This window comes from Nocardioides sp., from assembly GCF_036405735.1.
Classification (GTDB): domain Bacteria; phylum Actinomycetota; class Actinomycetes; order Propionibacteriales; family Nocardioidaceae; genus Nocardioides.
Map to the genome: position 1 here is coordinate 16,641 of NZ_DASWXC010000065.1, position 21,294 is coordinate 37,934.

The 21,294-nt window shown below is 73.2% G+C and carries 25 protein-coding genes, 1 pseudogene and 1 riboswitch; of the genes and pseudogenes, 5 read left to right on the plus strand and 21 right to left on the minus strand.

The window, feature by feature from the left end:
- Window positions 1-100 precede the first annotated feature (100 nt).
- From VGE38_RS10250 to VGE38_RS10275, 6 genes are read right to left on the minus strand one after another with little or no spacing between them, the layout of a single operon-like run.
- Window positions 101-1,141: a sensor histidine kinase gene (locus VGE38_RS10250; protein WP_331142441.1), complete on the minus strand. Its 1,041-nt coding sequence runs from the start codon at window positions 1,139-1,141 to the stop codon at window positions 101-103.
- Between the two features lie 10 nt (window positions 1,142-1,151).
- Window positions 1,152-1,937 carry a TrmH family RNA methyltransferase gene (locus tag VGE38_RS10255; protein WP_414690931.1) on the minus strand — a complete coding sequence of 262 codons (786 nt, stop codon included), beginning with the start codon at window positions 1,935-1,937 and terminating at the stop codon, window positions 1,152-1,154.
- A gap of 2 nt (window positions 1,938-1,939) precedes the next feature.
- Window positions 1,940-2,323 carry a 50S ribosomal protein L20 gene (rplT, locus tag VGE38_RS10260; protein ID WP_331142443.1) on the minus strand — a complete coding sequence of 128 codons (384 nt, stop codon included), beginning with the start codon at window positions 2,321-2,323 and terminating at the stop codon, window positions 1,940-1,942.
- A gap of 53 nt (window positions 2,324-2,376) precedes the next feature.
- Window positions 2,377-2,571 (minus strand): 50S ribosomal protein L35, encoded by a 195-nt coding sequence (gene rpmI / locus VGE38_RS10265; RefSeq protein ID WP_331142444.1) that lies wholly within the window; start codon window positions 2,569-2,571, stop codon window positions 2,377-2,379.
- A gap of 34 nt (window positions 2,572-2,605) precedes the next feature.
- Window positions 2,606-3,574, minus strand: a complete 969-nt coding sequence (gene infC / locus VGE38_RS10270; RefSeq protein ID WP_331142466.1) for a translation initiation factor IF-3 — start codon at window positions 3,572-3,574, stop codon at window positions 2,606-2,608.
- 24 nt (window positions 3,575-3,598) lie between these two features.
- Complete coding sequence (locus tag VGE38_RS10275; RefSeq protein WP_331142445.1) at window positions 3,599-4,189, minus strand: SseB family protein; 591 nt, start codon at window positions 4,187-4,189, stop codon at window positions 3,599-3,601.
- 63 nt (window positions 4,190-4,252) lie between these two features.
- Between VGE38_RS10275 and VGE38_RS10280 the strand changes: the two genes are divergently transcribed.
- The 3 genes from VGE38_RS10280 to VGE38_RS10290 are packed head-to-tail and all read left to right on the plus strand — an operon-like array spanning window position 4,253 to window position 6,424.
- Window positions 4,253-4,684: a hypothetical protein gene (locus VGE38_RS10280; protein WP_331142446.1), complete on the plus strand. Its 432-nt coding sequence runs from the start codon at window positions 4,253-4,255 to the stop codon at window positions 4,682-4,684.
- Window positions 4,684-5,892: an amino acid deaminase/aldolase gene (locus VGE38_RS10285; RefSeq protein WP_331142467.1), complete on the plus strand. Its 1,209-nt coding sequence runs from the start codon at window positions 4,684-4,686 to the stop codon at window positions 5,890-5,892. The genes VGE38_RS10280 and VGE38_RS10285 overlap by 1 nt, the downstream gene beginning before the upstream one ends.
- Window positions 5,876-6,424 carry a nucleoside/nucleotide kinase family protein gene (locus VGE38_RS10290; RefSeq protein ID WP_331142447.1) on the plus strand — a complete coding sequence of 183 codons (549 nt, stop codon included), beginning with the start codon at window positions 5,876-5,878 and terminating at the stop codon, window positions 6,422-6,424. Before VGE38_RS10285 ends, VGE38_RS10290 begins: the two co-directional genes overlap by 17 nt.
- Before the next feature lie 3 nt (window positions 6,425-6,427).
- Here VGE38_RS10290 and VGE38_RS10295 read toward each other — a convergent pair whose 3' ends face one another.
- On the minus strand, window positions 6,428-7,759 hold the full coding sequence (locus tag VGE38_RS10295; RefSeq protein WP_331142448.1) for a hypothetical protein: 1,332 nt from the start codon (window positions 7,757-7,759) through the stop codon (window positions 6,428-6,430).
- Between the two features lie 272 nt (window positions 7,760-8,031).
- Here VGE38_RS10295 and VGE38_RS10300 point away from each other — a divergent pair, with 272 nt between their 5' ends.
- Together VGE38_RS10300 and VGE38_RS10305 are read left to right on the plus strand one after the other, a co-directional pair.
- Window positions 8,032-8,262: a hypothetical protein gene (locus tag VGE38_RS10300; RefSeq protein WP_331142449.1), complete on the plus strand. Its 231-nt coding sequence runs from the start codon at window positions 8,032-8,034 to the stop codon at window positions 8,260-8,262.
- 51 nt (window positions 8,263-8,313) lie between these two features.
- The gene (locus VGE38_RS10305) at window positions 8,314-8,961 is read left to right on the plus strand and encodes a DUF4304 domain-containing protein (RefSeq protein WP_331142450.1); all 648 of its coding nucleotides are present in this window, start codon (window positions 8,314-8,316) and stop codon (window positions 8,959-8,961) included.
- 54 nt (window positions 8,962-9,015) lie between these two features.
- Here VGE38_RS10305 and VGE38_RS10310 read toward each other — a convergent pair whose 3' ends face one another.
- The 14 genes and pseudogenes from VGE38_RS10310 to VGE38_RS10375 all read right to left on the minus strand — a co-directional run.
- On the minus strand, window positions 9,016-9,489 hold the full coding sequence (locus VGE38_RS10310; protein WP_331142451.1) for a PH domain-containing protein: 474 nt from the start codon (window positions 9,487-9,489) through the stop codon (window positions 9,016-9,018).
- Window positions 9,473-10,348, minus strand: coding sequence for an ATP phosphoribosyltransferase (gene hisG, locus VGE38_RS10315; RefSeq protein ID WP_331142452.1), 876 nt, complete (start codon window positions 10,346-10,348; stop codon window positions 9,473-9,475). The genes VGE38_RS10310 and hisG overlap by 17 nt, the downstream gene beginning before the upstream one ends.
- 8 nt (window positions 10,349-10,356) lie before the next feature.
- A complete protein-coding gene (locus VGE38_RS10320; protein ID WP_331142453.1) occupies window positions 10,357-10,620 on the minus strand; it encodes a phosphoribosyl-ATP diphosphatase in 264 nt (87 codons plus the stop codon).
- A 90-nt stretch (window positions 10,621-10,710) separates the two neighbouring features.
- Window positions 10,711-11,196: a 6,7-dimethyl-8-ribityllumazine synthase gene (ribH, locus tag VGE38_RS10325; protein WP_331142454.1), complete on the minus strand. Its 486-nt coding sequence runs from the start codon at window positions 11,194-11,196 to the stop codon at window positions 10,711-10,713.
- A complete protein-coding gene (locus VGE38_RS10330) occupies window positions 11,196-12,446 on the minus strand; it encodes a bifunctional 3,4-dihydroxy-2-butanone-4-phosphate synthase/GTP cyclohydrolase II (protein ID WP_331142455.1) in 1,251 nt (416 codons plus the stop codon). Before VGE38_RS10330 ends, ribH begins: the two co-directional genes overlap by 1 nt.
- Complete coding sequence (locus VGE38_RS10335; RefSeq protein ID WP_331142456.1) at window positions 12,443-13,045, minus strand: riboflavin synthase; 603 nt, start codon at window positions 13,043-13,045, stop codon at window positions 12,443-12,445. The genes VGE38_RS10330 and VGE38_RS10335 overlap by 4 nt, the downstream gene beginning before the upstream one ends.
- Before the next feature lie 5 nt (window positions 13,046-13,050).
- Window positions 13,051-14,106 carry a bifunctional diaminohydroxyphosphoribosylaminopyrimidine deaminase/5-amino-6-(5-phosphoribosylamino)uracil reductase RibD gene (ribD, locus tag VGE38_RS10340; protein ID WP_331142457.1) on the minus strand — a complete coding sequence of 352 codons (1,056 nt, stop codon included), beginning with the start codon at window positions 14,104-14,106 and terminating at the stop codon, window positions 13,051-13,053.
- 89 nt (window positions 14,107-14,195) lie between these two features.
- Window positions 14,196-14,325, minus strand: a riboswitch (FMN riboswitch).
- A 35-nt stretch (window positions 14,326-14,360) separates the two neighbouring features.
- Window positions 14,361-15,014: a ribulose-phosphate 3-epimerase gene (gene rpe / locus VGE38_RS10345; protein ID WP_414690933.1), complete on the minus strand. Its 654-nt coding sequence runs from the start codon at window positions 15,012-15,014 to the stop codon at window positions 14,361-14,363.
- 20 nt (window positions 15,015-15,034) lie between these two features.
- Window positions 15,035-16,627: a RecQ family ATP-dependent DNA helicase gene (locus tag VGE38_RS10350; protein ID WP_331142459.1), complete on the minus strand. Its 1,593-nt coding sequence runs from the start codon at window positions 16,625-16,627 to the stop codon at window positions 15,035-15,037.
- A 28-nt stretch (window positions 16,628-16,655) separates the two neighbouring features.
- Entirely contained in the window at window positions 16,656-17,639 is a 984-nt protein-coding gene (gene ligD / locus VGE38_RS10355) for a non-homologous end-joining DNA ligase (RefSeq protein ID WP_331142460.1), read from the minus strand.
- Between the two features lie 9 nt (window positions 17,640-17,648).
- Window positions 17,649-19,073 carry an RsmB/NOP family class I SAM-dependent RNA methyltransferase gene (locus tag VGE38_RS10360; RefSeq protein WP_331142461.1) on the minus strand — a complete coding sequence of 475 codons (1,425 nt, stop codon included), beginning with the start codon at window positions 19,071-19,073 and terminating at the stop codon, window positions 17,649-17,651.
- Window positions 19,057-19,980 carry a methionyl-tRNA formyltransferase gene (fmt, locus tag VGE38_RS10365; protein WP_331142462.1) on the minus strand — a complete coding sequence of 308 codons (924 nt, stop codon included), beginning with the start codon at window positions 19,978-19,980 and terminating at the stop codon, window positions 19,057-19,059. Before fmt ends, VGE38_RS10360 begins: the two co-directional genes overlap by 17 nt.
- Window positions 19,981-19,988: 8 nt before the next feature.
- Complete coding sequence (def, locus tag VGE38_RS10370) at window positions 19,989-20,534, minus strand: peptide deformylase (RefSeq protein ID WP_331142463.1); 546 nt, start codon at window positions 20,532-20,534, stop codon at window positions 19,989-19,991.
- Between the two features lie 21 nt (window positions 20,535-20,555).
- A pseudogene (locus tag VGE38_RS10375) lies at window positions 20,556-21,294 on the minus strand (primosome assembly protein PriA); the annotation flags it as partial.

Below are 21,294 nucleotides of genomic sequence, written 5' to 3' on the forward strand. Positions count from 1 at the left end.
CCTTTCCCAGCAGGTGACGTGCGGGCCTCAGTCTAGGGCGGCGGCGGATCGCCTTGGTCCGACGGTCCCGACATCGGAGTGCGAGTCTGGCGACCCAGTCCTAGTCGAGCTGGTCCGCTGCGGGCCAGCTCACGCAGACCCGGGCACCACCACCGGGGGCGTCGTCGATCTCCACGGTGCCGCCATGTGCCTTCACGAGCCCGCCGACGAGGTAGAGCCCGAGGCCCGAGCCGCCCCGCGCCCCGCCTCTCCAGAACTTCGTGAACACGCGCCGGCGCAGGTCGACCGGGATACCCTCGCCCTCGTCGTCCACGACCACCTGGACGCCGTCGACCTCGTGGTCGGGCCGGGTGCGCTGGAGCCTGACCCGCACGGTCCCGTCGCCGTGACGCACGGCGTTCTCGACCATGTTCGTCACGACCTGCGTGAACTTGTCGGGGTCGGCGTGGACCGCCGGCACCTCGTCGGCCACGGTCAGCTCGAGGGCGCGTGAGGTGGCGGCCTGCACCGACTCCACCACGCGCGCGACCAGCATCCGGGCGTCGACCGGTCGGGCGTGGAGCTGCAGCCGGCCGGTGTCGATGCGCGCGACGTCGAGCAGCTCGGCGATGAGCCGGCTCAGCCGGTCGGAGTCGGAGCTGACCGTCGTCAGCATCAGCTTCTTCTGGTCGTCGTTGAGCTTGTCCCACCGGTTGAGCAGCGCCTGCACGAAGCCCTTCACGCCGGTGAGTGGCGAGCGGAGCTCATGGGCGACCGTCGCCACGAGGTCCGAGCGCTCACGGTCCAGTCGGGCCCGCCCCCGCCCGGGGCGCAGCGCCACGGCCACGGTGGTCACCGGGCCGCCCCGGCCGGCCCGGTGGATGCGGGCCGTGGTGAGCACCTCGGTGCCGTCGGGGAGCTGCCAGGCCTGCTCGGGGACACCGCTGCGGGTCGCCAGGCCGCCGTACGGCTGATTCTGCGCGCACCACTCGCGGCCCTCGGTGTCCTGCAGCTGCAGCACCTCCGCGAGCGGCCGGCCGACACCGTCGTCGGGGCCGAGCCCCAACATCCGCCGGGCGAGCTCGTTGATGAGCACCACGGCTCCCGTGCCGTCGGCCACGACAACGCCGTCGGGGAGGGCGTCGACGGCGTGCGGGGGCATGTCCCCGAATCTAGCGAGTGACCCGATGCGCGCGGGCGCTGGCGTAGAGGCACACGGCGGCGGCGGTGGCGAGATTGAGGCTCTCGGCGCGGCCGTAGATCGGGATCGAGACCACGTGGTCGGCCAGCTCGCGCAGCTCCGGGGGCAACCCCCAGGCCTCGTTGCCGAGCAGCCAGGCCGTCGGCTGGGTGAGCACCTCGTCGGAGTCGAAGAGCGAGACGCCGTCCATGTCGGCGGCGAGCACCATGAGGCCGGCGGCCTGAGCGGCGCGTACGGCGGCCGCCGGATCCCGCTCGACGGCGACCGGCACGTGGAAGGCCGAGCCGACCGAGGCCCGCACCGTCTTGGGGTTGTAGAGGTCGACCGCGTCACCGGCCAGCACGACGCCCCCGGCGCCCGCCGCGTCGGCACACCGGATCACCGTGCCGGCGTTGCCGGGGTCGCGCACGTCGGCCGCGATGGCGACCAGCGGCGTGCCGGTGACGGCGTCGGCCAGCGGCACGTCGAGGAACCGGCACAGCGCGACGACGCCGGCCGGGGTGACGCTGTCGGAGAGCGCCTGGAGCGCACGGTCCTCCACGAGCGTGACGGTCGCCGTGGCTAGCAGCCCGGCGTACTGCTCGGCGGCGCTCGGCGTGGCGAAGACCTCGACCACGCAGCCGGGCACGCCGAGCGCGCCCTCGACGGCCTTCGGGCCGTCGGCAAGGAAGAGCCGCCGCTCGGTGCGGACCGAGCGGCGGCTCAACTTGCGTGCTTCCTTCACACGGGCGTTGCCCGCGGAAAGGGGAAGGCTCATCCTCAGGCGTTCGCCGGGGCGTTGACGTCCTCGGGCAGCGCGGCCTTCGCGGTCTCGACGAGCGCGTTGAACGCGGCCACGTCGTTGACGGCGAGCTCGGCGAGGATCTTGCGGTCGACCTCGACGCCGGCCAGGTTGAGGCCCTGGATGAAGCGGTTGTAGGTCAGGCCCTGCGCACGCGCCGCGGCGTTGATGCGCTGGATCCACAGGCGACGGAAGTTGCCCTTGTTCTTGCGCCGGTCGTTGTAGCTGTAGACCAGCGAGTGGGTGACCTGCTCCTTGGCCTTGCGGTAGAGGCGCGAGCGCTGGCCGCGGTAGCCGCTGGCGCGCTCGAGGGTGGTCCGACGCTTCTTCGCCGCGTTCACTGCGCGCTTGACGCGTGCCATCTTCTAACTCCTTGAATGCGTTAAGTCTGGGGTCCGACGGGGGCCGGAGGTGGTCAGCGGCCGAGCAGCTTCTTGGCGCGCGGGACGTCGGCCTTGGCCAGCTCGACGGTGCCGGTCATGCGGCGGGTGACCTTCGAGGCCTTCTTCTCGAGGTTGTGGCGCTTGCCGGCCTTCTCGCGAAGGATCTTGCCGGAGCCGGTCACGCGGAAGCGCTTGCCGGCACCGGAGTGGCTCTTGTTCTTCGGCATCTCTCTCGTCTCTCTATCTCGTGGTCTCGTGGTCTCAGGCGTCGATCTCGGGATCGAGGTTCTCGGAGCGACGACGCTCCTTCTTCTGCGCCACCGGGCCGGCGGCGGCAGCGGCCTCGCGCTCGGCCCGCTCGGCGGCCTCGGCAGCCTCCCGCTCGGCGGCCTTCTCGGCCTTCGCGGCGGCGTGGTCCTGCTTGGCGTCGGCCTTCTTCTTGTTCGGGCCGAGCACCATGATCATGTTGCGGCCGTCCTGCTTGGGCGAGGACTCCACGAACCCGAGCTCGGCGACGTCCTCGGCCAGCTTCTGCAGCAGCCGGAAGCCCAGCTCCGGGCGGTGCTGCTCGCGGCCGCGGAACATGATGGTGATCTTGACCTTGTCGCCGGCCTTGAGGAACCGCACGACGTGACCCTTCTTGGTCTCGTAGTCGTGCGAGTCGATCTTGGGACGAAGCTTCATCTCCTTGATGATCACGTTCGTCTGGTTCCGGCGCGCCTCACGGGCCTTCTGGGCGTTCTCGTACTTGAACTTCCCGTAGTCCATGAGCTTGCAGACCGGCGGCTTGCCCTGCGGGGCGATCTCGACGAGGTCGAGGTCGGCCTCCTGGGCCAGGCGCAGCGCGTCAGCCGTCGGGACGATGCCGACGGTCTCTCCATTCGGTCCAACGAGGCGGACCTCGGGAACCCGGATCCGGTCGTTGATACGCAGCTCGGTGCTGATGTGTCCTCCAGTGTCAGTGAGTCCGGAGGCCTCCGTGCAGCCCGGGCCACGTGCACACTGGCCCGGAAATGCGAGAAGGCTCCCGCTTGGCGCAAGCGGAAGCCAGTCAGTGCCGTCCCCACCGTGGGGACGCCCTCGGCGCAGAGACGGCGCGTACGCCGGGCTGCTCCGTGACCGGACCCGACGACCTGTGGTGTTGCGGCGGTCGATGCGGGTGGGACGGCAGTAGTGCCTTCCGCTTGTGGATCCGACCGCCGAACCTGCGGACAGGTAGGACGGTCTGATCGGTCAACACCGGAGCGTACCGGCTCATTCCTCGCCGGGTCGAATCCAAGCCGCGCCGGTCGTGTTGCCGCTCGTGTCGCCGGCTGCATCGCCGGCTGCATCGTCGGCCAGCAGCACCAGCTGCCAGCCCTCGGCCACCGCGATCAGGTCCGGTCCCTCCACGACGAACCGGACCGGGCCCGCGAGGTCGACCACCAGCGCCTCCGCGCCGTCCTGGACGGCGGCCCGCGCGGCGTCGCGCGCCGACACCGGCACGGGTCGAGCGTCGGCCTGCCAGGCCCGCAGCGTGTCCATCGAGGTGAACGCGAGCAGCGCCCGTCGGCCGTCGGCACCCGTCAGCAGAACCGTGGCCATGTCACTGGTCTTGTCGTGGGCCAGGCTGCGCCCGTCAGGGGTGTCCTCGTACTCGACCTCGCCGAGGACGGCGACCACCGGCACCAGCAGCCGGCTGCGCACGAGCGCGGCCAGCGCGGCCGGATAGCCGCCGGTGCCCGCCTCGAGCTCCGCGAGCGCGCGCGTCACGGCCGCGTCGGCCTCGCCGGTGTCACCGGCGAAACCGGGGCCGGCGAGCCGGCGCGCCTCGGCCGGGGAGTCGGCGGGAGTGTGCTCGGACATCCCCGGAATGCTCGCATGTGGCGGGCGTACGGGACCAAACCGGCGCCGTGCCAGACTCCAGGCATGCTCGACTCCGCGACGTGGGGCGTGTTCGCCCTGACCCTCACCGTGCTCGGGGCGGCCGGGACCTGGCTCGCCTTCCGCCGGCGCGGCCCGCGCAGCGGGGTCCGTTGGCTGGCCGCGACACTGCTCGTGCCGGCGGCGTACTTCACCCGCACGCTGCGGATGGTGGGCCGGATCGCCGACGCGGTCACGGACTGGGCCGCGTCGTTCGTCTGGAACCCGTTGGTCTGGGTCGGCCTGGGCCTGGCCGCGGTCTCGGCGCTGCTGTTCCTGGTCTCCGGCCGGCTGCCGACGCGCAAGCCTGCGCGCGAGCCGGCCAGCAAGCCGGTCCGCAAGCCGGTCCGCAAGGCCGCCGGCGACCCGGCGATCACCGCCGGCGACCCGGACCTGACCGAGATCGAGGAGCTGCTCAAGCGACGGGGCATCACGTGATGCTGCAGCAGCGCGACCGGCTCTGGCACCGGCTCAACGGTGCCGTGGCTGCCCACCCGGAGCCGCTGCCCACGCCGCTCATGGTGGTCGACCTCGACGCGTTCGACGCCAACGCCGGCGCTCTGGCGCAGCGGGCCGGCGGGGTCCCGATCCGCGTCGCGTCGAAGTCGTTGCGGGTCCCGGACCTGATCCGCCGGGCGTTGGCACGGCCCGGGTTCGCCGGGGTGCTCGGCTTCACCGTCGCCGAGGCGCTCTGGCTGGAGGAGCAGGGCGTGAGCGACGACATCGTGGTGGCCTACCCGAGCGTGGACCGGGCAGCGCTGACGCGGCTGGTCTCCTCCCCCTCGGCGGCCTCCCGGATCACGCTCATGGTCGACGACGAGGCGCACCTCGACGTCGTCGACTCGGTGCGCTCCTCGACGGCCGTCCCGGTCCGGGTCGCGCTGGACGTCGACGCTGGCCTGCGATGGGCGGGGCAGCACGTGGGTCCGAAACGCTCCCCGTTGGCCGCGGTGGACGACGTCCTGGCGCTCGCTCGGCAGGTGGTCGACCGGCCGGGGTTCCGGCTGGTCGGGGTGATGACCTACGAGGGCCAGGTGGCCGGCGTACCGGACGACGTGCCCGGTCAGCGCGCCCGCTCGGCCGTCGTACGTCGGCTCAAGCGGCTCTCGCTGGCCCAGCTGACCGACCGCCGCGCCGCCGTCGCGGCCGCGCTCGGGGAGCTCACCGAGCTGGAGTTCTGGAACGCGGGCGGCTCCGGCTCCGTCGCCGAGTCCGGGGCCGACCCGGTCGTCACCGAGGTGGCCGCGGGTTCGGGGCTGCTGGTGCCGGGGCTGTTCGACCACTACCGGTCCTTCACGCCGCGGCCCGCCGCGTTCTTCGGCGTGCCGGTCACGCGCCGGCCGCGGGAGGGGATCGTCACCGTGCACGGCGGCGGCCTGGTCGCCTCCGGGGCGGCCGGACGCGACCGGCTGCCCCTCCCCTGGGCGCCGGCGGGGCTAGCGCTCACGTCGCTCGAGGGAGCCGGCGAGGTGCAGACGCCGCTGACAGGCGCCGCGGCGGCGATGCTGGGCATCGGCGACCTGGTGTGGTTCCGTCACGCGAAGGCGGGCGAGCTGTTCGAGCACGCCACGCGGGCTCACCTGCTGGCGGCCGACCGGCTCGTCGGCGAGGCGACGACCTATCGCGGCCATGGCCACGCCTTCTGATCCCGCGGCGGACGTCCTCGCCCTGCTGGACGACCGACGCCCCGCGCTCGGCGGGGGCCATCTCGTCTGCGTCGACGGCCCGGCCGGCTCCGGCAAGACGACGCTGGCCGATCGGATCGCCGAGCGCCGGCGCGACGCGGTCGTCGTGCACACCGACGAGCTGCTGGAGGGCTGGCGCGGGTTGCCTGGGCTCGCGCGCGCCGTGGGCGCGCTGGTCGAGCCGCTCGGGTCGGGCCGTCCCGGTCGTTGGCGGCGATGGGACTGGCATGCGTCGCGGTGGGCGGAGTGGCACGAGGTCGCGCCCGGCGGACTGCTGGTGCTGGAGGGCGTCGGCTCGTGGTCGCCCGCCATCGCGCCGTGGGTCAGCGCCCTGGTGTGGCTGGAGGCGCCCCGCGACGTACGCCGTGAGCGGGGGCTCTCGCGAGATGGCGAGGCGTTCGCTCCGTACTGGGACCAGTGGGCTGCCGACGAGGTCGTGCTGTTCGACGCGCTGTCCACCCGCGACCACGCCGACATCGTCGTCGCCACCTGAGCCTCACGCCGTCAGCACGAAGTCGACCTCGACGCGGGGCAGCCCCGGGCGGTGGACGACGCGCGTCCCCGTGTGGTCGACGAGGTAGATCTGCCCGTCGGGCTCGCGCCACAGGTAGATGCCAGGGAACGGCTGCCGGACGTCCCACCCGCCGTGGGTCTTGACGCGGTGGTGCAGGCGGGTGAGGGGGCCGTAGTTGCCGAGCGCCGACTGCCCGCGCTCGTCTGATCCCGGGTCCCACGGCCGGGTGTGGTCGATGTCGGTCTCGAAGGGCCCGTCGGGACCGTCGAGATGGGACGCGTAGGGGAAGCAGTCGGCCGGCGTCATCAGGCGCACGGCCCGGCGATGTCGCTCGGGGATCTCGTAGGCGTCCACCGGGGCCTGTCCGGCCAGGTCGAGCACCGGTTGGACCTTGATCGCGGCTCGTGGCCCGAGCACGCGGGTCAGCCATGCCTCGGTGACCGCCCCGTGGCCCTCGATCCGGGCGATCCCGGGGGCGTCGGGACCGAGGTAGGTGTGGACGTAGAGCGTCGCCTTCGGCAGCAGCCGCTGCGACGGCAGAGTCTGCGGCTCACCGGTGGCCGGGTCGAGGCCCTGGTGACCGGTCAGCAGGTGGAGCAGCGCGGTGACCCGCCGCTCGTCGACCGTCTCGCCCGCGGTCTCGTCCAACCGGCCGGCGACGGTCGTCACGGCATGGTCGAGCTGCGCGACCGTGGCCACGTCGGCGCGGACCATGAAGGTGGCCATCCCGTGGGCGTCACCCTTGGTCCGCTTCGCGAACGTGGCGCGGCTGGCGGCCTCCTCGCGCGCCCGTGCGGCATCGATGTCAGCGGCGACGACCGCGCCCTTCACGACCTCCTCGAACCGGGTCCAGGCGATCCGGCCGTCGGCCACCTCGTGGACCCGCCCGTCGACGTACCCCGCCTGGGTCCTGGTCAGCTGGCGGGTCTGGCGGGCGACGAACCGGGCATAGGAAGCCTTCACCTCCAGCGCCTCCACCCGCGCCCACAACAGCGGCATACGGTGCGCCAGGTCGAGCGCATCGGCCATCAGACCGCGCGCCGCGCTCGGGGAGATCCCGACACGTGCCCCGAACGAGGCCGCGGCGAACTCCGCCACCAGCGGTGTCCCGTCGCCGCCGAACGCCCGAGCCTTCTCCCGGCCGGGCCTGGCCGACTCGACCGGGTCCAACCGGTCGGCCGGATGCCGCACCGCCCAGTGGAAGGCCAGCCGCAGCACGTCGACGTCGGCCTCACGCTGGGCGCGCGCACGCGACTCCACCAGGTCGAGGAAGTCACCCTCACCCAGCTCGTCGAGCGTGTCCGAGAACGTCATGGAGCCAGTAGAGCAAGAGCCACCGACAGTCCAGATGGTCGTCGCTCCCGAGCCTGCGACCTGTGTGGGATCGACCGCGCAGCCAGCGCCGATGCGGAACACTTCGTGCCATGACTCCCCAGCCGCTGCCCATGGTGTGCGTGGCGACCGCCGTAGCAGCGACTCTGTTCGGTGCTTGCGGGACCGGCCAACCGAAGTCCGACGACGAACCCGTTGGAGCCCGCCGTCCAGGCACGGAGACGCCTGCTTGCGCAGAACTTGTCGGGCGAGCCATGACCGCCGGCTTTGCGGGTTGCGAGAGTGGTGGTCGGTTCATCGAAGCGACGCGGACCCCGTGCGCCGACGGGCGCGTGCTCATCGCCCCCGACTATGCCAGGAGTGGTTCCTGGACCGACGCCCAGATCGACGAAGTCGTGTGGGGATTCGTGGGCGAACGCATCCAAGCCGGCGCGGGAGATGGTGCCCTCTACGCGACGATGTTCATCGACTGCAACGACTTCTGAGGGGCCGTGGGTACGGGAAACGTCAGCGACGGGTTTGGGGACCGGAGCTCCGTGACCGGTCAGGAAGCGCTGAGGGCAACGCTTCGCGGCCTCCTCGGCCCTGCCGCAAGGACTCATCGCTACCAGGGGTCGTCTCCGACCTGGCGAAAGTCCTCGCCCGCGGGCGACTGGGCCGTCGTCAACGTTCAGTCTTCGGCCTTCAGCAGCGCCGACGATTTGCGGTGTGTCGTGAATCTGGCGTTCGCGCCGGAGCCGTGGCTGAGGTGGAAAGCCGAGGACTTGGGTGCGCGCATGCCGAAGCGGGTCACGGAGTATCTCGGGCTGTACCGGAGGCGACTACACCCTGCTGGGACGCCCTCCGGTGCCGACCGCTGGTGGGACGTGCGCGACTCCGACTCGGCCACTGCGGCGGTAGCGGACATGATCGCCCAGCTGGATCGGCACGGCTGGGCGACGCTCGAGCAGATGTTCTCTCGGGAAGCGCTGATGGCACGTCTGCGTGAGGGGGACCTCGGGTGGATGAAGCGCCCCTACCAGCCGGTGCTCTTTGCCCGAGCAGAAGCGTTGCTACTGATGGATGCCGGACCTTCCGACGCCTTGGAGGAACGACTCATCGAGGCACGCAACGTCGGTGAGGACGCCCGCGAGCACGCCGAACGGTTCGAGGCGTGGGTGCGCGCGGAGGCCGCCAAGGCCTGACCGACCCGCGCACTCGCGCCGTGGATGCGGCGCCTTCAGGGTCAACGGCCTCCCTCAGCCCGACAGCCCCTCGGCAAGCGCCCGCAACTGCCGGACAGCCCGCTTGGCGCTCGCGCCGTCGGAGCCCTGGATGCCCATGGCGGAGATCTCCGAGCCGTCGGCCAGGTCCAGGCGAGCCCAGGGCGCGCCGGGGGGCATCCGGACCGCGACGACCTCGGCCCACTCCAGCTCGCGGCGGCGGTAGCCGTTCACGACGACCAGCGCGTCGCGGGTCGCGGTGACGCGGGAGCGGGTCAGGGCGTGGACGCACACCAGGATGCCGAGGGCGATCGCGGCCATGGTCAGCTTCTCGAAGACGGTGAACTTCGCCCTGATCTCGGCGTCCATCGTCAGCCAGGTGACGGTGCACAGCACCGCCAGGCCGACCACCAGCACCGACGCGACGATCCGCGGGCCGAGCGGCCGCCAGGTGTGCGGCAGGTCGGGCAGGCGGTGGGGCGTTGAGGCGGGCTCAGAGGCGGCAGGCATGGATGTCCGTCAGCAGGATCGCGCGGGCGCCGATGGCGTACAGGTCGTCCATCAGCTTCTGTGAGCCGTGGCGGGGCACCATCACGCGGACGGCGACCCAGCCCTCGCGGTGCAGCGGGCTGACCGTCGGGCCCTCCAGGCCCGGAGCGAGCTCGGTCGCCGCCGGGACGTCCTGGGCGCGGATGTCGTAGTCCATCATCACGTAGCTGCGCGCCACGAGGACGCCCTCCAGCCGGCGGCGGAAGGTCTCGAAGCCGTCCGGTGCGCCGTCGGCCCGGGTCACCACGATCGCCTCGGAGTCGAGGATGGTGTCGCCGAACGGCTCCAGCCCCGCCTGCCGCAGCGTCGAGCCGGTCTCGACGACGTCGGCGATCACGTCGGCGACGCCGAGCTGGATGCTGGTCTCCACCGCACCGTCGAGACGGGTGACGGTCGCGTCGATGCCCCGCTGCTCGAGGAAGGCGGCCACCACGCCGACGTACGACGTCGCGATCCGCTTGCCCTGCAGCTGAGCGAGGTCGGTGTAGGCCCCGGCCGGCCCCGCGAACCGGAACCGGCTGCGGCCGAACCCGAGGCCGAGCACCTCGGCGGCCTTCGCGCCGGAGTCGTGGAGCAGGTCGCGGCCGGTGATGCCGACGTCGAGGGTGCCCTCGCCGACGTACAGCGCGATGTCGCGTGGGCGCAGGTAGAAGAACTCGACGCCGTTCTCCTCGTCGATGAGGGTGAGCCGCTTGGCGTCGTCGCGCTGCCGGTAGCCGGCCTCGCGCAGCATGTCGGAGGCGGCGCTCGACAGCGCGCCCTTGTTGGGCACGGCGATGCGGAGCAGGCCGTTGCCGGTCGTGCCGGTCGTGGTGGTCATGTCGTTCCTTACAGGTGCGAGTAGACGTCGTCGAGGTCCACGCCGCTGGCCAGCATCAGCACCTGGGCGTGGTAGAGCAGCTGGGAGATCTCGAGCGCGGTGGCCTCCCGGCCCTCGTGCTCGGCGGCCATCCAGGACTCCGCGGCCTCCTCGACCAGCTTCTTCCCGACCGCATGGACGCCGGCGTCGAGCAGCGCGGTGGTGCCGGAACCTGCGGGTCGGGTCCGGGCCTTCTCGGACAGCTCGGCCCAGAGCTCGTCGAACGTCTTCACGCACCCCAGCCTAGGGCGTCGCGTCGGCTGCGCGACGCCCGGTCTCAGCGTCACCACCGGGCCGGGCCGGGCCGGCACGACCACCAGGGCTCAGTCGAAGCGACGCTTGATGCGCTTGATGGTCTGCGCGGTCGCCAGTGCGGCGGCCGCAGCCTCGTAGCCCTTGTCCTCCTGCGAGCCGGGCAGTCCCGCGCGGTCCAGCGCCTGCGCCTCGTCGTCGCAGGTCAGCACACCGAAGCCGACGGCGACGGTGTGGTCGAGCGCCACCCGCGTCAGGCCGTCGGTCGCCGCGCCGCAGACGTAGTCGAAGTGCGGCGTGCCGCCGCGGATCACGACACCGAGCGCGACGATCGCGTCGTACCCCTGCTGCGCGAGCGCGCTGGCGACCACCGGCAGCTCGAAGGTGCCCGGGACCCGGGTGACCACGGGGGCCTCGACCCGGTGGTCGCCGCAGGCCCGCTGGGCACCGGCCAGCAGGCCGTCCATCACCTGCTCGTGCCAGCTGGCCGCCACGATCGCGACCCGCAGGTCGTGGCAGTCGACGGCAGCGGTCTTGGGAGCTCCGGCTCCACTCATCACATGGCTCCCTTGGTGTGGGCGGCGAGGTCCGGCAGGACGTGGCCCATCCTGTCGCGCTTGGTCAGCAGGTAGGCGAGGTTGTGGCCGTTCGGGCGTGGCGTCAGCGGTACCCGCTCGGCGACCGCGATGCCGTAGTCCTCCAGCTCGTCGACCTTGCCGGGGTTGTTGGTGAGCAGCCGGACCGTGTCGACCCCGAGGTCGCGCAGGATCTGGCTCGCCGCGCCGTAGTGGCGGGCGTCGGCGGGCAGGCCGAGGTCGAGGTTCGCGTCGACCGTGTCGCGCCCGCCGTCCTGCAGCTGGTAGGCCTGCAGCTTGGCGACCAGGCCGATCCCCCGGCCCTCGTGCCCGCGCAGGTAGACCACGACGCCACGGCCCTCGGCCTGGATGCGGCGCAGCGACTCCTCCAGCTGCGGGCCGCAGTCGCACCGCCGGCTGCCGAAGACGTCCCCGGTGAGGCACTCGCTGTGCACCCGGGTGAGCACCGGCTCGGGCCCGCTCACGTCACCGTGGACCAGCGCGATGTGCTCGGAGCCGTCGACGGCGATCCGGAAGCCGTACGCCGTGAAGTCGCCGTACGCCGTGGGCAGACGCGTCTCGGCGGCCCGCTCGACGAGCACGTCGTGACGGCGCCGGTAGGTGACGAGCTGCTCGACCGAGATCATCGCCAGTCCGTGCTCGTCGGCGAACTCCCGCAGCTCGGGAGCGCGCTTCATCGTGCCGTCGTCGTTGACGACCTCGACCAGCACGCCGGCCTCCGGCAGCCCGGCCAGCCGGGACAGGTCCACCGCGGCCTCGGTGTGGCCCCGGCGGGCGAGCACCCCGCCCTCGCGGTAGCGCAGCGGGAAGACGTGCCCGGGCCGGGTGAGGTCGCCCGGCTGGGTGCCCTCGTCGGCCAGCAGCCGGGCCGTGAGCGCCCGGTCGGCCGCGGAGATGCCGGTGCTGACGCCCTCGGCGGCGTCGACCGAGACGGTGTAGGCGGTGCGGTGTCGGTCGGTGTTCTCCGGCGTCATCAGCGGGATCCGGAGCCGGTCCAGCCGCTCGGCGGTCAGTGGGACGCAGATGACGCCGCTGCTGTACCGGATCGTGAACGCCATCAGCTCCGGCGTGGCCAGGCTCGCCGCGAAGATGAGGTCGCCCTCGTTCTCGCGACCCTCGTCGTCGACGACGACGACCGCCTTGCCGGCCGCGATGTCGGCGATCGCCTGCTCAACCGGGTCGAGCCGGACGTCGGCGTGCTGGGTGCTCATGCCCGCACCTCCGTCCCGGGCAGGAGCCGCTCGACGTGCTTGGCGAGGATGTCGACCTCGAGGTTCACCGGCTCACCGGCCTGCTTGTGGCCCAGGGTGGTGCGCCCGAGCGTCTCGGGGATCAGGCTGACGGTGAAGCTCGACGGGCCCGCCTCCACGACGGTCAGGCTGACGCCGTCGACCGCGATCGAGCCCTTGTCGACGAGGTAGCGCGCGAGGTGGGGCGGCAGCGAGACCTCGACCACCTCCCAGTGCTCGCTCGGGGTACGGCGCAGGATCGTGCCCACGCCGTCGACGTGGCCCTGCACGATGTGGCCGCCGAGCCGGTCGCCGAGCGCCATGGCCCGCTCCAGGTTGACGCGGGTGCCGGGCGCGACGCCGCCGAGCGAGGTCTTGTCGAGGGTCTCCTGCATGACGTCGGCGGTCCAGCTGCCGTCGGCGGTCTCGGCCACCGTCAGGCAGCAGCCGTTGACCGCGATCGAGTCCCCGAGGCGGACGCCCTCCAGCACGGTGGTGGCGGCGATGGTGAGCCGCAGCGCGTCGCCCTGGTCCTGGACCGCGGTGACGGTGCCGAGCTCTTCGACGATTCCGGTGAACATCTCTCTCAGTCCTGCTTCCTGTGCGGGGTCATGACGAGCCGCACGTTGGGTTCCTCGCCGTCGATGCCGGGGAGCACCATGACGTCGGTGACCTCCGGTCGGACGGCGTCGGCGATGGTGGTGATGCCGAGGTCGGCGACGGCGCCGGCGCCGCTGCCGAGCAGCACGGGGGCGACGTACGCGACGATCTCGTCGACGAGGCCGGCCCCGAGGAAGGCCGCCGCGAGCGTCGGCCCGCCTTCGAGGAGGACGTGGCGCTTCTCGTGTCGCCACAGCTCCGCCAGCGCCGCGCCCGGGTCGCGGGTGCGCAGCTGGAGGCTCGGGGCACGGTCGTTGAACACCCGCCGGTCCTCCGGCAGGTCGCGCTCACCCATGACGACCCGGAGCGGCTGCCGCTCCAGCGGCCGGTCGTGCTCGTCGCGCACGGTCAGCTCCGGGTCGTCGACCGCGACCGTGTGGGTGCCGACCAGCATGACGTCGCACAGCGCCCGGAGCCGGTGGGCGTCGAGCCGGGCCGCCCGGCTGGAGATCCACCGGCTGGTGCCGTCGGCCGCGGCGCTGCGGCCGTCGAGCGAGGTGGCTAGCTTCCAGGTGACGAACGGGCGCTGCAGCTCGATCGCCGTGCTCCAGACCCGGTTGAGGGCGCGCGCGTCGTCGGCGAGCAGCCCGCCCTCCACCTCCACGCCGGCCGCGCGCAGCGTCGCGGCGCCGCCGGCAGCCGCCGGGTTCGGATCGGTCTGGGCGAACACGACCCGGCGTACGCCGGCCGCGACGAGGGCCTGGGCGCACGGACCGGTGCGACCGGTGTGGTTGCAGGGCTCGAGGGTGACCACGGCGGTGGCGCCGCGGGCCCGGTCGCCCGCGGCGGCGAGCGCGGCGGCCTCGGCGTGGGGCGTGCCCGCGCCACGGTGGTAGCCCTCGGCGACGACGGTGCCGTCCGGCGCGAGCAGGACGCACCCGACCAGCGGGTTGGGATGCAGCGGTCCGCCGGGCGTGGCGGCGAGTGCGAGGGCGCGCTGCATCGCGGCGTACTCCGCCGTGAAGCTCGGCGCTTCGGTCATCTGCAGGCCCTCCGTCCGATCACGGACTCCGGGGCTGACAGGTGCTCGGCGGACCGGTCGCGTCACGGACGCGTCCGGTCGAGGAGCAGGTGCGTGCACTTCCCATCCGGACTTTCACCGTCGGTCCAGGAGTTTCACCTGGTCAACCGATGGCTGGCTGCCATCGGGTCGCGGACTGTCACCGCCGGTTCGGAATTACACCGACCCCAGAGCACGCGAGTTGTTCACTCGTCGGCACCAGTGTGCCACACGGCTCAGCGGGCGGCTTCGGCCTTCTCGCGCAGTGCGGCCACCATCGCGTCGGGGTCCGCCGCGGAGTAGACGGCCGAGCCGGCCACGAAGACGTCCGCCCCGGCCTCCGCGCACCGCTCGATGGTCTCCAGCGAGACGCCGCCGTCGACCTGCAGCCACGTCTCGACGCCGTGCTTGTCCATGAGCGCCCGCGTGCGCCGGATCTTGGGCAGGCACAGATCGAGGAACCTCTGGCCCCCGAAGCCGGGCTCGACGGTCATCACGAGCACCATGTCGAGCTCGGGCAGCAGGTCCTCGTACGGCTCGATCGGGGTGGCCGGCTTGAGCGCCATGCTCGCCCGGGCGCCCCGCGCCCGGATCTCGCGCGCCAGCCGCACCGGCGCCGCGGCGGCCTCCACGTGGAAGGTCACGCTGCGCGCGCCGGCCTCGGCGTACGCCGGCGCCCACCGGTCGGGGTCGGCGATCATCAGGTGCGCGTCGAGCGGGATCTCCGTGGCCCGGCTCAGCGCCTCGACCATGGTGGGCCCGAAGGTGAGGTTCGGCACGAAGTGGTTGTCCATGACGTCCACGTGCACCCAGTCGGCGCTGCCGATCCGGGCCACCTCCGCCCCGAGGTTGGCGAAGTCGGCGTTGAGGATGCTCGGCGTGATCTGGATGTGGCCCACGGGCGGCCAGCCTAGGGGATGTCCTCGCGCTCCTGACGCTCGAGCAGGTGCTGGTCCTCGACCAGCGCCAGCGACAGCGTGCGGTAGCCCACCTCGTCGAAGAGGATCGTGAGCCGGTCGTCCTCGACGTCGGTCACCACTCCGGTGCCGAAGTCCTCGTGCCGGACCCGGCTCTGGACGGGGTACGCCGCATCGCGCTGGTCGGCCGGATCGGACGCCGTGCCGGCCCGGCAGTTGTCGCAGACACCGCAGCGGGCGTCGAGCTCCTCGCCGAAGTAGCCCACCAGGAAGTCGGCCCGGCAGCGATCGGTCTCGGCGTACCCCCGCATCATCTCGACCCGGGACCGCTCCAGGCTGCGCTGCGCCTCGGCGAGGTCGCGCACCGCGCCGACGACGTCCCTGGCCCCGGTCGCTCCGGTCTCCTCCGCCATCTCCACGAGGTTGCGGATCCGGCCCGCCTTGCGGCGGCCGAACCCCGCCCCGTCACCCTCGCGCAGCAGCCGCTCGACGTCGGCGCGCTTCGGGACCCCCGCGGAGAAGAACCGGCCCAGCGCCAGGTCCTCGGGACGGTAGACGAGCACGCCCTCGGCCGGCTCGCCGTCACGGCCGGCGCGGCCGGCCTCCTGGTAGTAGGTGTCGGGTGACTCCGGCACCTGGGCGTGGACGACGAACCGGACGTCGGGCTTGTCGATGCCCATGCCGAAGGCCGAGGTCGCCACGATGACGTCGACCTCACCGGACATGAACGCGTCCTGCGCCTCCTCGCGGCGCCGACGGCCCAGCCCGGCGTGGTAGGCGACGGTACGCCGGCCCCGGCCGGCCAGCGCGGCGGCGTACTCCTCCGCCGCCGGCCTGGTGCGCGTGTAGACGATGCCGCTGCCCGGCGCTCCGGCCACGGTCTCGACCACCGTGCGCTGCTGCTCCTCCGGGCTCTCGACCCGGACCACGCGCAGCGCGAGGTTGGGGCGGGCGAAGCCGGTGACGACCGTGCGGGGGTCCCGCATCCGGAGCCGCTCGCGGATGTCGTCGCGGACCGGCGGCGCGGCGGTGGCGGTCATCGCGACCACGCGAGGCTCGCCGAGGTCGGCCAGCAGCTCACCGAGTCGGAAGTAGTCGGGGCGGAAGTCGTGGCCCCAGGTCGAGACACAGTGCGCCTCGTCGACCGCCACCAGCCGCGGACGGAGGCCGGCCAGCCGCTCGCGCACCTCGGGATTGGCGAGCTGCTCGGGCGAGAGGAACACGAACTCCACCGCCCCGGACTCCAGACCTGCGAGTGCGTCGGTGCGCTCCCGCTCGCTCTCCGCCGAGCTCAGCCGCACCGCCCGGACGCCGGCGGCCGACTCCGCGATGCCGTCGATCTGGTCCTGCTGCAGCGCCAGGAGCGGCGAGACGACCACCGTGGGGCCGTCGATGAGCAGGCCGGCGAGCTGGTAGACCAGCGACTTGCCCGAGCCGGTCGGCGAGACCAGCAGCACGTCGTGCCCCTCCAGCAGCGCGCTCGTGGCCGCCTGCTGTCCCGGGAGCAGGCGGTCGTGGCCGAACGCCGTCCGCGCGGTCTCGCGGATCCTGTCGCTGGTGCTCGTCCTGGTGCTGGCGGCTGTCACGGGGCACGGTGACCCGCGACGGCGCGGCTCACTCCCCCGGCTCACTCCCCGGATCGACCGGCGGCGCGGCACCTTCCCGCTCGTCACGCTCGGCCCACTCCAGCAGCGCGCCGATGTCGAAGACGTGGTCGTCGATGTCGTGGTGCAGGTCGCCGAGCTTCGCGAACCGCTCGGGGACGGTCCTGATCGTGAAGTCGCGCGGATCCACGTCGTCGACCTCGTCCCACCGGATCGGGGTCGAGACGCGGGCGTCCGGCACGCCCCGGACCGAGTACGCCGCGGCGATCGTGTGGTCGCGGGCGTTCTGGTTGTAGTCGACGAAGAGCGCGGCGGGATCGCGGTCCTTGCGCCACCACGTCGTCGTCACGTCCTGCGGCGCCCGGCGCTCGACCTCGCGGGCGAACGCGAGCGCCGCCCGGCGTACGTCAGCGAAGCCGTGGTCGGGCTTGATGCGGACGTAGACGTGCAGTCCCGAGCCGCCGCTGGTCTTGGGGTAGCCCACCGCGCCGAGCTCGTCGAGCACCTCGTGGGCGACGTGGGCGACGCGCTGCACCGTGCCGAACGGGCACTCCGGGCCGGGATCGAGGTCGATGCGCCACTCGTCGGGCCGCTCGGTGTCCTCGCGGCGGCTGTTCCAGGGATGGAACTCCACCGTGGACATCTGCACCGCCCAGATGACGGCCCCGAGCTCGGTGACGCACAGCTCGTCCGCCGTACGGCTCCAGCGCGGGAAGAACAGCTGGACCGTCTCCACCCAGTCCGGCGCTCCCGACGGGAGCCGCTTCTGGTGCACCTTCGCGCCGGGCTCGCCGGTCACGCCCTTCGGGAAGCGGTGCAGCATGCAGGGGCGCTCGAAGAGCGCGTTGACGATGCCGGGGCCGACCGAGAGGTAGTAGTCGACGAGGTCGAGCTTGGTCGCGCCGATCTCCGGGAAGTAGACCCGGTCGGGGTTGGTCACCTTGACCACGCGGTCGTCGACCTCGACCTCGACGAAGGGGCTGGGCGTCGCCATGTGCCGACCCTAGCGAGCCTCGCGCGGTCGGAGCACGGCCATGAACATGGCGTCGGTGGCGTGGCGGTGGGGCCAGAGCTGGAGCGTCCCCGGGGCGGGACCCTCGGCGTCGGCGAGGCCAGGCAGCAGGCCGGACACGTCGACCACCTCGCCGGCGTCGGCCGTCACGGCCGCCACGACGTCCCGGGTCTCGGCCAGGACAGGCGAGCACGTGGAGTAGAGGACCACGCCGCCGGGGCGGACCAGGGCGAGCGCGCTGCGCACCAGCGCCTCCTGCAGCGGCACCAGGGTGGCGAGGTCGTCGGGGCGGCGCCGCCAGCGCGCCTCGGGCCGACGGCGCAGCGCACCCAGGCCGGTGCAGGGGGCATCGACGAGCACGCGGTCGAAGGCACCCGGACGGAACGGCGGCCGGGTGCCGTCGCCGGCCACCACACCCGCGGTGCCCTCCGCGCCCCGGAGGTTGGCCCTGACCAGACCGGCCCGGTGCGGCTGCGCCTCGTTGGCGACCAGCTGCGCGCCACGCTCCGCAGCCAGCGCCGCCAGCAGCGCCGACTTGCCGCCGGGACCCGCGCACAGGTCCAGCCATCGCTCGTCGGGACCGTCCAGCGGCGCCGCGGCGAGCGCGAGAGCGACCAGCTGCGACCCCTCGTCCTGCACCCCGGCCAGGCCGTCGGCCACGGCGGGGACCGAGCCGGGGCTGCCACCGCCCAGCACGACGCCGTACGGCGACAGCGCCGTCGGTTCGCCGCCCGTCTGCGCCACCAGCTCCTCACGCGTGATCCGGCCCGGCCGGGCCACGAGGACGACCCGCGGCGGCGCGTTGTCCGCGGCCAGCAGCGCCCCGAGCTCGGCCTCGTCGACCGCGGCGGCGAGCGCGTCGACCACCCAGCGCGGGTGGGACTGCGCCACGGCGTGGTGGCCGTGCGGGTCCGACGCGACCGGCGGGGCGACCTGCGCCACCCAGTCCGCCAGCGGCTGGCGGGCCACCCGGCGCAGCACCGCGTTGGCGAACGACCCGGCACCGACACCGACCTTCGCCTTCACCAGGTCGACGGTGGTGCTGATGGCGGCATGGTCCGGCACGCGCGTCGAGAGCAGCTGGTGGGTGCCGAGACGCAGGGCGTCGAGGACCTTGGCCTCCACCTTCGCCAGCGGCCGGTCCAGGCAGGCGGCCAGCACGGCGTCGTACGTGCCCTGCTGGCGCAGCGTGCCGGACGCGAGCTCGGTGGCGAACGCCGCGTCGCGGCCCTCCAGCCCGTGCTCACGCAACAGGTGAGGCAGGACGAGGTTCGCGTAGGCGTTGTCGACCCGCACCGCCTTGAGCACCTCGAAGGCGACCAGGCGGGCGGGATCCAGCGGCGCGCGGCCGCCCCGGCGGGGGCCGGATGGGCGGCGGTTCTGACCGGGCCGCCGGGAGCTAGACGAGGCGGGCACCGGGCTCCAGACGCAGGCCCCGGGCCCAGTCGGCGGCAGGCATCTGCTTCTTCCCGAACGCCTTCACCTCGCCGAGCCGTACGGCGGCGCTGCCGGTGCCGACCAGCACGTCGCTCTTCGCGACCCGCAGCTCGCCGGGAGCCAGGCCGGTCTCGTCGGTGAGCGACACGGGACCCAGCTTGACCCGCTCCTCGGCCAGCGTCGTCCAGGCGCCGGGCGCCGGCGTGCAGGCGCGGATCCGGCGGTCCACGCCGACGGCGGGCTCGGCCCAGTCGACGCGGGCATCCTCGACGGTGATCTTGGGAGCGAACGTCACGCCGTCGGCCGGCTGCTCGCGCGCCTCGATCTCCCCCGACTGAAGCCCGTCCAGCGTGGCGACCAGCAGCTGGGCGCCGCCCTCGGCCAGCCGGCCCAGCAGGTCGCCCGCGGTGTCGCCCGGGCGGACCCGCTCGGTCATCACGCCGAAGGTCGGTCCTGCGTCCAGCTCGCGCACGATGCGGAAGGTGGTCGCCCCGGTGAACTCGTCCCCGGCCCACAGCGCGTGCTGGACCGGCGCGGCGCCCCGCCAGGCCGGCAGCAACGAGAAGTGGAGGTTGACCCAGCCGTGGGTCGGGATGTCGAGCGCGCTCTGCGGCAGCAGCGCGCCGTAGGCCACCACCGGGCAGCAGTCCGGAGCCAGCGCCGCTAGCTCTTCTTGGAAGGCGGGGTCGCGCGGGTGCTCGGGCTTGAGCACCGGCACCCCGAGCTCCTCGGCGCGCTGGGCGACCGGACTGGCGACCAGCCGGCGGCCCCGCCCTGCCGGGGCGTCGGGACGGGTGACGACGCCGACCAGGTCGTGCGGGGACGCGGCGATCGCGTCGAGGGAGGGCAGCGCTACCTCGGGCGTGCCGGCGAAGACGATGCGCATCGCGGCCGTCAGATCGCGAAGCCGCGCGTCGCGTGCGGGCTCACCTTGACGGTCGGCTGCTCGAGCCCGAACCAGTCCGACTCGCGGATCTCGCGCATCGCCGCCTTGCGCGCCGCCGGATCGAGCCGGTCGATGAAGAGGATGCCGTCGAGGTGATCGGTCTCGTGCTGGATCGCGCGGGCGAGCAGGTCCGAGCCCTCGATGACCACCGGCTCGCCGTGCATGTTGAAGCCCCGGGCGACCACGAGCCGGGACCGGACGCAGTCGAAGGTCACGTCCGGTAGCGAGAGGCATCCCTCCGGACCGTCCTGGGTCTCCTCGGACAGGCTGAGGTCGGGGTTGACGAGGTGGCCGACCTCGCCGTCGACGTACCAGGTGAAGACACGCAGTCCGACCCCGATCTGGGGTGCGGCCAGGCCGGCGCCCGGGGCGTCGAGCATGGTGTCGGTGAGGTCCGCGACCAGCCGGCGCAGCTCCTTGTCGAAGTCGACGACCTCGGTCGCCGGACGGCGCAGGACCGGGTCGCCGAAGAGGCGGATGGGCTGGACGGGCATGGGCGCCAGTGTAGTGAGCGTCTAGAGAGTGACCGGATCGACCTGGACCCGCACCTGGTCGAGCTTGCGCGCCGAGCGCACCCGCTGCAGCTCGCCCAGGGCGCGGGACAGGGCCGCCCCCTCCGCGCGCGGCACGCGCACCACCACCCGCACCTCTGGGTCGGCCCGACCCGGACTCTCGACCGGCACCGGCCCCAGCGTCTCGGCCGCGGGTGGCAGCGCTAGGAGGGTGAGCGCGTCGTCGACCGGACCCGGCTCCCCCGTGATCGTCGCCAGTCGTGACGCCGGCGGCAGGTGCGCCTCCTGCCGCTCGGCCGACTCCCGCGCCGCGAAGCCGGGCTGATCCCAGCGGACGAGTGCCTGCAGCGCCGGGTGGGCGGGGTCACCCACCGCCACCGCGCGGGCGCCCGGTGCCGCCAGCCCGACGGCCGTCGACCACCGCCGCAGCGCCTCCTCGTCGGTGCGCAGGTCGGCCCGGCCGAGCACCAGCCACGTGTCGAGGAGTACGACGGCGGCGTACCCCCGCTCGGCGACCGGCTCCGCGCCCGGCGTCGCCACGACGACCGCCGGCCGGTCCGGCACCGACGTCAGCACTCGGTCGCCGCTCGACGACACCACCCGGGCCCCGGGGAAGGCCTTGCCGAGCTCCTCCGCCGTGCGCGCGTCGCCGACGACGGGCGAACGCAGCCCGCGGTGGTGGCACACCGGGCACGCCCACGCGTCCTCCAGGCGGCCGCACCAGCGGCACGCCGGCGGCGCG